General features: G+C 61.2%; 11 protein-coding genes. 5 read left to right on the forward strand and 6 right to left on the reverse strand.

What is annotated here, in order from left to right; translation table 11 throughout:
- Nucleotides 1-19: 19 nt before the first annotated feature.
- A complete protein-coding gene (locus tag AC1RM7_RS16095) occupies nt 20-262 on the forward strand; it encodes a hypothetical protein (RefSeq protein WP_006019769.1) in 243 nt (80 codons plus the stop codon).
- 72 nt (nt 263-334) lie between these two features.
- Here AC1RM7_RS16095 and AC1RM7_RS16100 read toward each other — a convergent pair whose 3' ends face one another.
- On the reverse strand, nt 335-1,726 hold the full coding sequence (locus AC1RM7_RS16100) for an aspartate aminotransferase family protein (protein WP_024920582.1): 1,392 nt from the start codon (nt 1,724-1,726) through the stop codon (nt 335-337).
- Between the two features lie 48 nt (nt 1,727-1,774).
- Between AC1RM7_RS16100 and AC1RM7_RS16105 the strand changes: the two genes are divergently transcribed.
- Nucleotides 1,775-2,479: a DUF2147 domain-containing protein gene (locus AC1RM7_RS16105; protein ID WP_444826205.1), complete on the forward strand. Its 705-nt coding sequence runs from the start codon at nt 1,775-1,777 to the stop codon at nt 2,477-2,479.
- A gap of 12 nt (nt 2,480-2,491) precedes the next feature.
- Here the strand turns inward: AC1RM7_RS16105 and hpnN are convergent, their stop codons facing one another.
- Nucleotides 2,492-5,086: a hopanoid transporter HpnN gene (gene hpnN / locus AC1RM7_RS16110; RefSeq protein WP_024920584.1), complete on the reverse strand. Its 2,595-nt coding sequence runs from the start codon at nt 5,084-5,086 to the stop codon at nt 2,492-2,494.
- Nucleotides 5,087-5,299: 213 nt separating this feature from the next.
- Here hpnN and dxs point away from each other — a divergent pair, with 213 nt between their 5' ends.
- Genes dxs through hpnH form a run of 3 tightly spaced genes read left to right on the forward strand, consistent with a single transcriptional unit; the run spans nt 5,300 to nt 9,395 of the window.
- Nucleotides 5,300-7,216, forward strand: coding sequence for a 1-deoxy-D-xylulose-5-phosphate synthase (dxs, locus tag AC1RM7_RS16115; RefSeq protein ID WP_024920585.1), 1,917 nt, complete (start codon nt 5,300-5,302; stop codon nt 7,214-7,216).
- Nucleotides 7,217-7,238: 22 nt separating this feature from the next.
- Nucleotides 7,239-8,198, forward strand: coding sequence for a 4-hydroxy-3-methylbut-2-enyl diphosphate reductase (ispH, locus tag AC1RM7_RS16120; protein ID WP_152544161.1), 960 nt, complete (start codon nt 7,239-7,241; stop codon nt 8,196-8,198).
- Nucleotides 8,199-8,204: 6 nt separating this feature from the next.
- Nucleotides 8,205-9,395 (forward strand): adenosyl-hopene transferase HpnH, encoded by a 1,191-nt coding sequence (hpnH, locus tag AC1RM7_RS16125; RefSeq protein ID WP_006019763.1) that lies wholly within the window; start codon nt 8,205-8,207, stop codon nt 9,393-9,395.
- 86 nt (nt 9,396-9,481) lie between these two features.
- Here hpnH and AC1RM7_RS16130 read toward each other — a convergent pair whose 3' ends face one another.
- The 4 genes from AC1RM7_RS16130 to hpnD are packed head-to-tail and all read right to left on the reverse strand — an operon-like array spanning nt 9,482 to nt 14,276.
- Nucleotides 9,482-10,174 (reverse strand): phosphorylase, encoded by a 693-nt coding sequence (locus tag AC1RM7_RS16130; protein WP_024920587.1) that lies wholly within the window; start codon nt 10,172-10,174, stop codon nt 9,482-9,484.
- Nucleotides 10,171-12,144 carry a squalene--hopene cyclase gene (shc, locus tag AC1RM7_RS16135; RefSeq protein WP_024920588.1) on the reverse strand — a complete coding sequence of 658 codons (1,974 nt, stop codon included), beginning with the start codon at nt 12,142-12,144 and terminating at the stop codon, nt 10,171-10,173. The genes AC1RM7_RS16130 and shc overlap by 4 nt, the downstream gene beginning before the upstream one ends.
- Before the next feature lie 18 nt (nt 12,145-12,162).
- Nucleotides 12,163-13,422 (reverse strand): hydroxysqualene dehydroxylase HpnE, encoded by a 1,260-nt coding sequence (hpnE, locus tag AC1RM7_RS16140; protein ID WP_024920589.1) that lies wholly within the window; start codon nt 13,420-13,422, stop codon nt 12,163-12,165.
- On the reverse strand, nt 13,422-14,276 hold the full coding sequence (gene hpnD / locus AC1RM7_RS16145) for a presqualene diphosphate synthase HpnD (protein ID WP_006019758.1): 855 nt from the start codon (nt 14,274-14,276) through the stop codon (nt 13,422-13,424). The genes hpnE and hpnD overlap by 1 nt, the downstream gene beginning before the upstream one ends.
- Nucleotide 14,277: the final 1 nt, after the last annotated feature.

Genomic DNA, 14,277 nt, shown 5'->3' on the forward strand with positions numbered 1-14,277 from the left:
TCGAACGCTAGGGATAATGATGCTCAAAGCACTTCTTGCAACCACTCTGCTCGTCTCGGCGACCGTTGGCGCCTTCGCACAGGCCCCGGCTCCGCAGCGCGGCGGCACCCCGGAAGAACAGAAAGCCTGTGCTCCCGATGTTTCACGTCATTGCCGTCAGGTAATGAACGATGGCGATTTCGTGATTCTTGGTTGCCTGCAGGCCAACCGCGCCAAGATCAGCAAGAAGTGCGATGCTGTTCTCAAGAGCCACGGCCAGTGAGCCGCAGCGTTCTTCCTGATTAATTCCGGATAATAAAATCAGCCTGACCGCTCGTCAGGCTGATTTGCTCGGTCAGGCTGTTTTTCTTGCAGCGTTGTCGACCAACGTCTTGCCGAGCGACCAGATCGCGCCGGGAACACGGTGGCTGTTTTCGATCACCGTATCGAACGAGCTTGTGATCCAGTTACAATCTTCCTGCGTGATCGTGAGCGCTGGCAGCAGCTTGATTGTGTGGCTGGCGTGGCCGGAGACCTGGCTGAGGATCTTGTGATCCTTGAACAGCGGGATCGTAATCAACTGGCAGAACAGACCCTTGCTCGCCGCCTCCAGCATCGCCCATGAGGCCTTGAGCTTGAGCGACTTCGGCGGACCGAATTCGACCCCGATCATCAATCCCTTGCCGCGCACGTTCTTCAAGAGTTCATAGCGCGGGATCATCGCTGACAGGGTCGCAAGCAGTTCGGCGCCGCGCGCCGCCGCGTTCTCGATCACCTTCTCCTGCTTGAGGGCCTCCAGCGTCGCAATGCCGGCAGCCATGGCGAGATCGTTCTTGGAGAACGTCGAGCCGTGGACCACCGCGCGATCCATCCGGTCGAAGATCTTGTCGAAGATCGCCTTGCGCGTCAGGACGGCTCCAACCGGGACGTGACCGCCAGACAGCGACTTCGACAGCAGCACCATATCGGGCTCGACGTTCCAGTGCTCGACCGCAAGAAACCGCCCTGTACGGCCCATTCCGGTCTGGATTTCATCGGCCACGAACAGTGTGCCATAGCGCTTGCACAGCGCCGCAGCGCCCGCGAGATATCCGTCGTCGGGCATGTTGACGCCCTTGCCCTGGATCGGCTCGACGATGAAGGCCGCAATCTGGCGAGAGGCCAGCGCCTTCTCGAGCGCGGCGAGATCATTGAACGGGATCGAGAAGGTGTCCGGCAGCAACGGTCCGAAGCCGTCACGGAAATTCTTGTCGCCGGTCAGCGACAGCGAACCGTAGGACAGGCCGTGATACGCATGGTCGCAATAAACGATGCCGGTCCGGCCGGTCGCACCGCGCGCGAACTTGATGGCGGCTTCGACACACTCCGTCCCTGAATTCGCAAAAAATACCTTGTCCAGATACGGCACGTGCGCGATCAGGCGCTCGGCCAGAATGCCGGCCAGCGTGGACAGATCGAGCTGAACGAGGTTTGGAAGATCGCTGTCCAGGACGCTCTTGAGGGCGTCCTTGACGGTCGGATGATTGCGGCCAAGAGCAAAGACGCCGAACCCGCTCAACAGATCGAGGTAACGATCATCGTTGCGGTCGAACAGATACTGGCCCTGCCCGCGTTGAAAGCCGACGTCGTAGCCGATGGTTTTGAGCACCCGGACGAGTTGCTCATTGAGATATCGCGTGTGCAGAGCGTTGCGCTGAAACTGGCGATCCGCGAACATCTCTGAAATGTCTAGATTTGGCTGCATGATGTCATACATACTTCGTTTGTCAGGCTTCTAGTCAACTGAAATTAGTGTATGCGTCGTTTTGTCAATCTCTGGAACAATGCACGGCCTTTGTGTTTAAATTGGTTGCAATGCACGCGAGGATTCATGCGGAAACTAGCCTTTAGTGGAATGTTCTTGCTCGCTGCCGCCGGAGCTGCCTCTGCTGCCGAACCGCTGGGCGAGTGGAAGGTCGAGGATGACAAGGCGACGATCCGAATCGTTGAGTGCAACTCCAGGCTTTGGGGGGTCATCGCCTCTGAACAAATTCCGGGCAACCTCGACAGCAAGAACCCTGACAAGACCAAGCGGACGCGTCCCACCCTGGGCATCCCCATCCTTCTGAACATGAAGAAAGCGGATGACGAGAAAGACAAGTGGGAAGGCCAGATCTACGACGCCACCAGCGGCAAGACCTATGACGCCAATATCCAGCTCAAGTCGTCCAATTCGCTGCGCGTCGAAGGCTGCGTCGCCATGATCCTGTGCGGCGGCCAGACCTGGACGCGCGTGGCTGAGGGCTCCGCCGCTCCCGGTGGGGCCAAGGCCGGCGCGGCAGCTCCGGGCGCTCCCAAAACAACAGGAAACCCACCGGCTCCGAAGACAACGGCCGCACCACCGTTCCCGACCCCTGTCGGCGCGCCGAAGACTGCGGCTCCGAAAGGCGCGAAGGCTGGCGATCAGGCCACTTCCGAAATTTGCCTCCTCCCCGAGATTGCATCAGCGCCTGCCAAATAATCCGGCAGGCCTTTATTTCTGCTCTGTGTCGCGCGGCTTGCCCATGAGCGCTGGCTGAAACAGCACTGCCGCTGCCAGCGTCGTCACCAGCGACAGCGCCAGCAATTTGCCCATGCTTGACGTGCCGGGGTGGCTCGACAGCCAAAGGCTGCCGAACGCTGTCGCGGTCGTCATCGCGCTGAAGAAGATCGCACGCGTCAGGCTCGATTGCAGCAGGTCGGTCTGCCCGGCCCGCCATGCGGTCACATAGTAGATCTTGAACGCGACGCCGATGCCAAGCAGCAGCGGCAGCGCGATGATGTTGGCGAAGTTCATCGGCAGTCCGATCAGGACGCAGATCTCGAGCGTCACGACACCTGCCAAAACCAATGGGACCAGCGTCAACAGCACATCGCCGACCCGCTTGAGCACGATCCAGAGCAGGATCGCAATCGACAGCAGGGCCCAGAAACCGGCATGGATGAACGCTTTGACGATGGTATCGCCGGATTTCAGAATCGAGATCGGCCCGCCAATCGCGTCAGGCTGAACTTTCAGAACAGCACCCGCGAAGGCGCGCAATGTATCGTTGTCATTGGGATCGCCCTTCGGCTGAGCTTCGACGCGCGTTCTGCCGTCTGCAGACGTCCAATCGTGCAGGATGTCCGGCGGAAGGGTTTTTACACTCACCGACTGGGCCTTGAGCAGACCCCGAACCTGATCCAGCGCAACATTCAGAGGCGAAATGAAGGTTGCCGTCGCCTTCTCGCGCGTGGCTTTTTCAGCCTGAGCAAGCTTGTCCAGTGCTGCCGCAAGCCGCCGTGCGGCCACCGCCCCCGGTCCCTTGTCGTCGCCCGCGGTCTTGCGCAGGCTTTCCGCCGAGCCCTTCAGCGCAGCGACATTTTCCTCGTCGGACGGCGCGGAGCCGCGCGATGTCTCATTCAGAATCGGATTGAGCGATGCCGCCGCCTTGCGGATGATCGCAAGCTTGGCCGGCTGGTCATCAGGAATGAAGGTATCCAGCGAGATCGTGCGCGATACTTCAGGAAGCTTGGCGAGCCGTTCCTGAATTTCCTTAGCCGCAGCCGCGGAAGGAGCCATGACTTCGACGGCGTTGGTGCCGGTGTTGGGATCTCGGCGGAGATCCAGATACGTCGCCACCGACTCGACCTTCGCGCTGCGCAGGTTCATGGGATTGAAGTCAAACTGCAGGAAATACAGCAACGGCAGACCCAAAACGGCCACCCCGAGCGTCGCGGCAACAACACCGACGCGATGCCGCTCCAGGAAACTGTCGACCGGCGCCAGGAATTTGAAACCGAGCGGTTCGGCTTCGCCCGGAGGATTGAAAATCTTGAGCAGCGCGGGCAGCACGGTGATGGCGGCGATGAATGCGATGATCATGCCCGCGCCGGCGATCTTTCCGAGTTCCGACACGCCTTTGTAATCGGTTGGCAGAAACGACAGGAATCCGGCCGCCGTGGCCACCGCCGCAAGCGTGAGCGGAACGGCGGAATACTCGGCGGCCTTCTCGAGCGCCGGATCAAGCTGATCGATTTCATGGCGCTCGGCGCGATAGCGCACACTGTACTGAATGCCGAAATCCACACCGAGACCAACAAACAGGACGAAGAACGCAATCGAAATCAGATTGAACGCGCCGACCAGCATCAGTCCGACGGCGGTGGTGATCGACAGACCGATGACAAGCGTGATGAACACCGAACCGATGATCTTGGATGACTTCAGGGCGCACCACAGGATGAAGAGCACGATCAGGACCGTCCCCGTGTGGGTGACGAGCGCCCCCTCCTGCACCGTCGCGAACTCATCGTTTGCGATCGGAACTGGCCCCGTGAGACGGACCTTGGCGCTGTAATCCACCGCGAGTTTGGCGTCTTCGGCCGCCTTGCGAATGGCATCGACCGCGGCGCCGCCCGGCTCCAGCGCCTTGAAGTCGAGCACAGGCCGTATCAGGAGAAGCGTGCGGGTGTCAGCAGGCGTCAACGCCTCGTTGCTGGACAGTTCCTTCCAGGAGAAGGTCGCTGGCTTGTTCGCGACGACTTTCTCGACAGTATCGGCCACCAGGTTCAGCGGGCGGGCCATGGAATCGCGCGAATACTGCCCCCGCTGGGAACCCGCCAGACCGAATTCCAGGACGCCTGTCAGGCCCCGCAGGCTGGGATCGTCCACCAGAATGTCGAAAAGCGGGGCCGCCGAGGCCAGTTGCCCGGTCTGCTTGGCCACTTCCGGGGTCGGCAAGAACAAAAGACCGTTATTGTCAAAGAAGGGCCCACCGCCGGGTCGCCGGATCGAAATGAACCTTTCGGTCTGTGGCCGCAACTTCTTCTCAAGGGCGTCGCCAGCCTGCCGGGCGAGTTCCGGGGTCGGCGCCTCTACAACGGCCAAAATCGAGTCATTTCGGCCCGGAAAGGCCTTTTCGAAGTCGATTTCGCGCTTTCGCCAGTCCAGATTAGGGGAGATCAGCGTCGCAACATCGGTATTGATGGCAAAGTTCCGGTGGGAATAGACGCCCGCCACGGCAGCCAAAGCCAAGCCAGCCACGAGGACCAGCCATGCATGGCGCGTGCAAAAACGAACAAGCGATACAATAGTCCTTGTCAGCACAGGTTTTCTTTCTATTTCTGGCGGCCAGCTTGGGGTAAAGGCAACTGCCGGGGAGGCAAGCCGTTAACTTACTGATGCCTCAAACGATGCCCTTAAGTCACACAATAGTGGCATTTAACCAGCAGTTCCTCAGAACTACTGCTGCATAGCTGCAATAATGCTACACTGCAAAATGTTCTCGTCTTGTTCCACAGTCGCATTGGAAGCCTTGGTATGACCTCTTCAACCCCATTGCTCGACGCAATCAAGTCGCCCGCCGACCTTCGGAAGATGAAGGAAAGCGACCTGCCTCAAGTTGCGGCAGAACTTCGCGCCGAAACGATCAGCGCGGTTGCGGTAACTGGTGGTCATCTCGGCTCCGGTCTTGGTGTCGTTGAACTGACGGTTGCAATACATCATGTTTTTAATACGCCCTCAGATCGCGTCATCTGGGATGTCGGGCATCAGGCCTATCCCCATAAGATTCTGACGGAACGGCGCGACCGGATTCGCACCCTGCGTCAGGGCGGAGGTCTTTCGGGTTTCACCAAGCGCGCAGAGAGCGAATACGATTGTTTCGGCGCTGCGCATTCGTCGACGTCCATTTCAGCAGGGCTCGGCATGGCCGTCGCGCGGGATCTCGCCGGCGAGGAGCGAAATATCGTCGCAGTAATCGGCGATGGCGCGATGTCTGCCGGCATGGCCTATGAGGCAATGAACAATGCCGGCGCGATGGATTCGCGCCTGATCGTCATTCTCAATGACAACGAGATGTCGATTGCGCCCCCAGTCGGCGCCATGTCGGCTTATCTGTCACGCCTGACGTCCAGCAACACCTACCGGTCGCTGCGCGAGATCGGCAAGCAGGTCGCCAAGCGCCTTCCGAAGTTCATCGAGAAGGGCGCGCAGCGCGCCGAGGAATATGCCCGCGGCTTCCTGTCCGGCGGAACCCTGTTCGAGGAACTCGGCTTCTTCTATGTCGGCCCGATCGACGGTCACAACCTGGACCATCTGCTTCCTGTCCTCAAGAACGTGCGGGATTCGAAAGTCGGCCCGACCCTGATCCACGTCGTCACCGAAAAGGGCAAGGGCTACACCCCGGCCGAGACATCCGCCGACAAGTATCACGGCGTGGTCAAATTCGATGTTGCGACGGGCAAGCAGGCGAAGGCTCAGGCCAACGCCCCCGCCTATACCAAGGTGTTCGGCCAGAGCCTGGTCCAGGAAGCCGAGAAAGACGACAAGATCGTCGCGATCACGGCCGCCATGCCATCCGGCACCGGCGTCGATATTTTCGGCAAGGCCTTCCCCAAGCGGACCTTCGACGTGGGTATCGCCGAGCAGCATGGCGTGACTTTCGCCGCCGGCCTTGCTTCCGAAGGACTGAAGCCATTCGTTGCCATCTATTCCACGTTCCTGCAGCGCGCCTACGACCAGGTCGTGCATGACGTCGCCATTCAGGGTCTGCCGGTCCGGTTCATCATTGACCGTGCGGGCCTCGTGGGCGCAGACGGACCGACCCACGCGGGCTCGTTCGATCTCGCCTATCTCGGCTGTCTGCCGGGGATGGTTCTGATGGCCGCGGCCGATGAGGCCGAACTGGTTCACATGGTCGCGACTGCCGCTGCAATTAATGATCGCCCGTCCGCCATCCGCTTCCCGCGCGGCGACGGTGTCGGCGTCGACCTGCCGTCGGTCGGCGTTCCGCTGGAGATCGGCAAAGGCCGCATCGTCCGCGAAGGTAGCTCTGTAGCGCTGGTGTCTCTCGGCACCCGCCTTCAGGAATGCCTGAAAGCTGCAGACATTCTAAAAACCCATGGCTTAACGACGACCGTCGCTGATGCCAGATTTGCCAAGCCGATCGACGCGGATCTGATCCTGCGTCTGGCGCGCGATCATGGCGTGCTCGTCACTATCGAGGAAGGCTCGATCGGCGGCTTCGGGGCGCAGGTCTTGCATACCCTTGCAGAGAACGGCGCGCTCGATAAAGGACTGAAGGTTCGCTCCATGGTTCTTCCGGATACATTCATCGATCAGGACAGTCCGGCTGCGATGTACGCAAAGGCTGGCCTCGACGCCAAGGGCATCGTGACGCGCGTCTTCGAGGCGCTGGGCCGCGAAGGCGAGATCAGCGCGGTGCAGCTTGCTTGATCACGTGCCCATGAAATCCGAAATGAAAATCCTGCTGGCTCAGCCGCGCGGATTTTGCGCCGGAGTCGTGCGCGCGATCGAGATCGTCGAACGTGCGCTCGAGAAGTATGGGCCGCCGGTCTACGTCCGCCACGAAATCGTGCACAACAAGTACGTGGTCGAAAGCCTGAAAGCCAAGGGCGCGGTATTCGTCGAGGATCTGCACGAAGTGCCGGCGAATGCCATCACCGTGTTCAGCGCCCATGGCGTCGCCAAGAGCGTCGAGGAAGAAGCTGCCGCACGCGGTCTCCCCGTTCTCAACGCCACCTGCCCGCTCGTGACCAAGGTCCATAACCAGGGCAAGCGCTATGTTTCCAAGGGACGCAAGCTCGTTCTGATCGGCCATGAAGGTCACCCTGAAGTCGTCGGCACCATGGGTCAGGTCCCCGGCCCCGTGATCCTCGTGCAGAGCGTCGAGGACGTGGCGGCGCTCGATCTGCCGAGCGACGAGCCGATGGCCTACATCACGCAGACCACGCTGAGCGTCGACGACACCCGCGATATCATCGCGGCTCTTGAAGACCGCTTCAGCGACCTCGAAGGCCCCGATACCCGCGACATCTGCTACGCGACACAAAACCGCCAGTCTTCGGTGCGAGATCTCAGCAAGCTCGTCGATGTCATCCTGGTTGTCGGCGCGACGAACAGTTCCAACTCCAACCGCCTCCGCGAGATCGGGACCGAAGTCGGCGTCCCGAGCTACCTCATCGCCGACGGCAGCCAGCTCAATCCTGAATGGTTGAAAGACGCGAAGACCGTCGGCATCACCGCGGGCGCCTCGGCGCCTGAGGTGCTGGTGGACGATGTGATTGACGCCCTGCGGAGAATCGGACCGGTGACAGTGTCCGTGCTGCCGGGCCGGGAGGAAAATATCGAGTTCAGACTGCCCGCGGAGCTGACCCAACGTCAACCGCGCCTCTCTCCTGCGATGCAAGAAAGATAAACGTTCATGGCGATACCGTTTTTCAAAGAGATCAAGATCGGCTCGTACCTCGTAAAGCAGAAGCTGCTTGGACGTAAGCGTTATCCTCTGGTGCTGATGCTGGAGCCGCTTTTCCGTTGCAACCTCGCCTGCGTCGGTTGCGGCAAGATCGATTACCCCGATGCGATCCTGAACCGCCGCATGTCGGCGCAGGAGTGCTGGGATGCCGCCGACGAGTGCGGCGCGCCGATGGTCGCAATCCCGGGCGGCGAGCCGCTGATCCACAAGGAGATCGGCGAGATCGTGCGCGGCCTGGTCGAGCGCAAGAAGTTCGTCTCGCTCTGCACCAACGCGCTGCTGCTCGAGAAGAAGCTCGATCTGTTCGAGCCCTCGCCTTATCTGTTCTTCTCCGTCCATCTCGATGGATTGAAGGATCACCACGACAAGGCTGTGTCGCAGAAGGGCGTGTTCGACCGCGCCGTGTCCGCGATCAAGGCTGCCAAGGCACGCGGCTTCACCGTCAACGTCAACGCGACCATCTTCGACGGCCATCCGGCCGAGGAGATCGCTAAGTTCCTCGACTTCACGACCGAGCTTGGGGTCGGCGTCTCGATGTCGCCCGGCTACGCCTACGAGCGCGCGCCGGATCAGGAGCACTTCCTGAACCGCACCAAGACCAAGAAGCTGTTCCGCGACGTGTTCGCGCTCGGCAAGGGCAAGAAGTGGAATTTCATGCACTCCGGCCTGTTCCTCGACTTCCTCGCCGGCAACCAGAACTTCGAGTGCGAGCCGTGGGGCATGCCTGCCCGCAACATCTTCGGCTGGCAGAAGCCCTGCTACCTGCTCGGTGAAGGCTATACCAAGACCTTCAAGGAGCTGATGGAAACCACCGATTGGGACACCTACGGCACCGGCAAGTACGAGAAGTGCGCCGACTGCATGGCCCATTGCGGCTACGAGCCGACCGCTGCAAACGCTGCTGTCAGCAACCCGTTCAAGGCATTGAAGGTCTCGCTGTTCGGCATCAAAACCAGCGGGCCTATGGCGCCTGAGATCGACCTGTCGAAGCAGCGTCCGGCACAATACGTGTTCTCGTCGGAAGTGCAGAAGCGCCTGTCGGAAATCCGTGCCGACGAAGCGAAAGCAGCGGAAGCCAAGGCAGCGAAGCTCGCTGCGCAGACTGCGGCTCCAGCAACCAACGCATCGACCGCGGCCTGATTTTCAGACCGCACTCATTCAAAAGGCGCGAGCATCGCTCGCGCCTTTTTTGTTTCCTTATGCTCTTGCTTAAAGAAAGGCTCGGGTCAGCCCAGAGCCTCACGGCAACCTTTCAGCGAACGGAGCGCGCGGCTGAAGTCGCGTCCCGTCGAAATCAGATGCGGAATCGATTTCGGGTTACGCGCGATCCCGCGCATCACCTTCCACATATCGACGTTGCCGTTCGGCTTGATGGCGCTCATCGTCAATTCCGGCAGCGCACGGTGCGCCGGATCGCTGATCACGCGCACCGCCGCAAACGGCAGGCCGTTGTATTCGGCGTATCTCGCGGCGATATGGCTCTCCATATCGACCGCATCGGCGCCGGTGGTGGCGCGCAGCGCAGCCTTGGCCACCTGACCGGTGACAACCTCTTCGACACCGGCAAGGACGCCCGAAACGATCGAGCGGCGGCGCCTCGTCGGCAATGCGACGAGATTTTCCGTCAGCGACCCCTCGGTCGACCAGCGCCGTTTCGCGGTGACGATATGAGAGGCGACAACGACGTCACCTGACTTGAGCGAAGGGTTGAGGCCGCCGGCGACGCCGAAGCTCACGATGCCGCGAATGCTCGCCGGATCGAACGACGTCATCATTTCGCGCAACTGAACTGGATTGCTTGAACTGCAGATGACGGTGAGACCGGGGCCGGCAGCGATGCGGGCCTCCTGTTTCAAGCCAGTAACAATCAGGACTGGCAGCCCGTCGTGTGCGGCGTCCCCGCCCGCGCCAATAATCACATTCCGATCCCCACGAAGCGGCTGTTAGTATTACGCAAATTCCGGTACCGCGCCAGCGCCCACAAGGGGAAGAACTTAGAATATCCGTGGTATCGCAAATAGAACACACGTGGGAACCCGCCCCCGGTGTACTGCGGCTCGCTCCAAAGCCCGTCTTTGCCCTGGAACTGAATCAAATAGGCGATTCCGCGCTGAGTCGCGGGATGGTCCACCTTCCCAGCCGCCATCAGCGCCAGCGTCGCCCAGGCCGTCTGCGAGGCGGTCGAATCAGCCTTCTCATAGCCCCGGTAGTCGAGCCGGTAGCTGTTGCCGTCCTCGCCCCAGCCGCCGTCGCTGTTCTGGATCGCGATCAGCCAGTCCGCGGCTTTCGCCATCACGGGGTCCGCGTGATCGACGCCGGCGGCGTTCAGAGCGCAGAGCACCGACCATGTGCCGTAGATGTAGTTCACGCCCCAGCGCCCGAACCATGACCCATCTGGCAACTGCGTCCGGCGCAAGTACTCGACGCCCCGCGCCAGAGCCTCACTGGTCTTCACGGTCTCGCCGAGTTGCGCCAGCATCGAAACGCAGCGCGCGGTGACATCCTCGGTCGGCGGGTCGAGCAGCGCGCCGTGGTCCGAGAACGGAATGTTGTTCAGATAGTATTCGAGGTTATCCGCGTCGAACGCTGCCCAGCCGCCGTCCTTGCTTTGCAGACCGTCGATCCACTCGCGGCCGCGCGCGATCGACTCGTCGTACTTGGTGCCGGCGTTGAGCGTTCCGCGCGCACGGTCCATCGCCATGACGACAACGGCGGTGTCGTCGAGATCGGGATAGTGCGCATTGTTGTACTGGAAAGCCCAGCCGCCAGGGCGCACGCCCGGCCGCTTCTCGATCCAGTCGCCCTCGACGTCGAGCACCTGTTTCGGCTTGAGCCAGTCCAGCGCCGCCTTTGCCGACGCAACTTCCTTCTCGCCGCCGACCTCGATCATCGCGTGTGCGGTCAGCGCGGTATCCCAGATCGGCGAGACGCACGGCTGGCAGTAAGCTTCGTCATCCTTGATGACGAGCAGGTTCTCGATCGACTGCCGCGCCAGAACGTAATGCGGATGATCCTTCGGATAACCGAGCAGATCATACATCATCACGGTGTTGGCCATCGCCGGGAAGATCGCGCCAAGACCATCGACGCCGTTGAGGCGCTCGGTGACAAACGCCACGGCCTTGTCGATGGCACGCTGGCGTGGGGCTTTCGGAAACAGCGGATCGACAACGCGCAGGACCTTGTCGAGAAGATTGAAGCCCGTGAACCAGAGCTGGCTCTGATGCGGCGCTTTCGCCGTCATACCGATGGATTTCGGGTCTTCCAGAAAGAGCTCATCGATGCCGACGCCGAGCGGATTGCGCGCACGCGGCTTCTTGTTCATCAGCACCAGCAGCGGCACGATCACCGTGCGCGCCCAGTACGAAATCTTGGTCAGGTGAATCGGAAACCAGCGCGGCAGCAGCATGATCTCGACAGGCATCATCGGCGCGGCACGCCATGTCACGACGCCGAACAGCGCCAGCATGATGCGCGTGAACACGTTGCTCTTGATCGCTCCGCCGCGGCGAAGCATCTCCTCGCGCGCCTTCTTCATATGCGGCGCGTCCGGCGAGTCGCCGATCATCTTCAGCGCGAAGTAGGCCTTCACGCTGGCGCTCATATCGAACTCATGGCCGTAGAACAGCGACCAGCCGCCGTTCTCGTTCTGGATGCGGCGCAGATAATTCGCGATCTTGCCTTCCAGTACAGTGTCGATCGGCTCGGCCAGATAATGGCGCAGCAGGACATACTCGGCCGGAATCGTGGCGTCGGCTTCAAGCTCGAACACCCAATGGCCGTCGGGCTTGCGATAGTCCAGCACGGCGCTGCTCGCGGCCGCGATGCTGGCATCGACAGCCGCCGCTGACGGTGCGGCGGCTCCGGCGTTGTGATCTTCGAGAGTCATGCCCTGCATGTCTGTCCGCTATCGCATTTGCAGCGCCAGATCGGCGGCGCGATCGCCAGAGCGGATCGAGCCTTCGATGGTCGCTGGCAGTCCCGTATCAGTCCAGTCCCCGGCGAGGAATAGGTTTTTCCACTCAGTGACCGGCCCTGGGCGCATGGCATTCTGTTCCGGAGTTGCCTCAAATGTGGCACGGCGCTCTCGCACGATCTGCCACGGCGGCAGCGCCCCCTCCGCCACCTCATCACTGATGCCCGCAGCCTTGCAGATGTCGCGCCAGATGTCGCGGGCAAGCTGCTCGCGCGGCACATTCACCAGCCGGTCGGCATCGCTGATTGTGATGGACAGCCGCTGCGGAAATGCGAACAGCCATTCGATGAGGCCGCCGATCACGCCCATCATTGGCGGCATGTTGTCCGGCGGATCGTAGCGGAAATGTGCGTTGACGATGGCGCGGAACTTGGTGGGCGTCTTGAGACCCGGCAGGATCGACGATGCGGAGCGCGGCGGAACCGCCAGCACGACAACATCGCCTGGCGCAACGACAATCGTGTCGTCACCGAATTCCAGCATCGAAATGGACTCGCCAGCCATCAGCATCTGGCGCAGTTCGTGGCCAAGATTGACTGTACCGCCCTTCTCCCGGATCAGCTTCAACGCCGGATCGACCAGCACCGTGCTCAATCCTTCGCGCGCAATCAGCGGACGGCAGGACTTGCCGCCTGCAAGCAACGTCTCACGCACGATGGCACCAGCGAGGCCCGCGGAGCCATCCGGCGGATCGACGTTCAGCGCCGCAAGCATCAAGGGCTGTACAAGCCTCTCATAAAGCTTGCCCTCGCATTTGATCGTGTTGCCAATCAGTGCATCGTTGCCGGCCCAGGCGAGCGGAGCCAACGCGAGATAATCGCCCACGCCCGTTTCCGGCACGCGGCGTGACTTATCGAATACCCATGTCGGCAAACGGCCATTGCCGAGATCGAGCATCCAGCGCTTGCCCGCTTTCAGATCGACGAAATCGAACTGCGCGCGCTCCGGGCCGACGAGACCGTGCTCGCTCCCGATCGACAACGCATAGGAGCGTGCATGAAGATTGCCCGACAGCAGCAAATGGTTGCCGTTGTCGATGACCATGTCCGTCGCGCCATCATAATAAGAACGGCAGCGGCCACCGGCCTGCTGGGTCGCTTCGTGGACGTGAACCTCGAATCCTTCATTCGCGAGCCGTACACCCGCGGACAGGCCGGAGACCCCGGCGCCGATGATATGAGCTTTTGCCATCAGATGAATGCGTACCGAATGAGAATGAAAATCTTGGCCGCCTTGCTGAGCTTGACCGGCTTGCGCGGCAGAGCGAAGCCGCGCTCCACGAGCTTCTCGAGGATCGCGTGGTAGTATTCCGACATGATCTTCGGCGCACGGACCACGCGCCGCGAATTGCGCGCCATGATGTCGTTCGACTTGGCGAAATGATCTCGCGCCTGCTTCAGAATGCCTTCGCAGGCACGCGGCAGCCGCGGGTCGGAGGCAACCACCAACGGATCGTTGGACATGATGCCGGCGGCGTTGAGGCTTTCGCGCGGCAGATAAAGCCGGCCGATACCGGCGTCCTCATCGATGTCGCGCAGGATGTTGGTGAGTTGAAGCGCGCGGCCAAGATGATGCGCCAGCAGGATGCCGTCCTCCTCGCCGAGGCCGAATACCCTCACCGACAGCCGCCCCACCGCGCTCGCCACGCGATCGCAGTAAAGATCGAGCGTCCGCGCATCAGGCGCGCGAATGTCGGCGGGGACGTCCATTTCCATGCCATCGATGATGGCGATGAAGTCTTCGCGCCGAAGACCGAACCGTTTCACCGACGGCACATAGTCGCGCAGATGTTGAGGTGGTTTCCCGGCATAAAGCGCATCGATGTCGCGCCGCCATTGATCCAGCGCCTTGAGGCGTTCAGGGCGCGGACCATCGGAGTCGGCGATGTCATCGACCTGACGGCAGAAACTGTAAATATAGAACATCGCCTCGCGCTGCTCGCGCGGCAGGATGCGCATCGCCGCGTAGAACGAGCTGCCCGAGGCAACGCCCTGAACATTCGCTTCCGGCGCGGCGGCGTGCGGCGCTGTGCTCGTTGAGGTCATG

It is taken from the genome of Afipia sp. GW822-FHT03D08 (assembly GCF_058801645.1).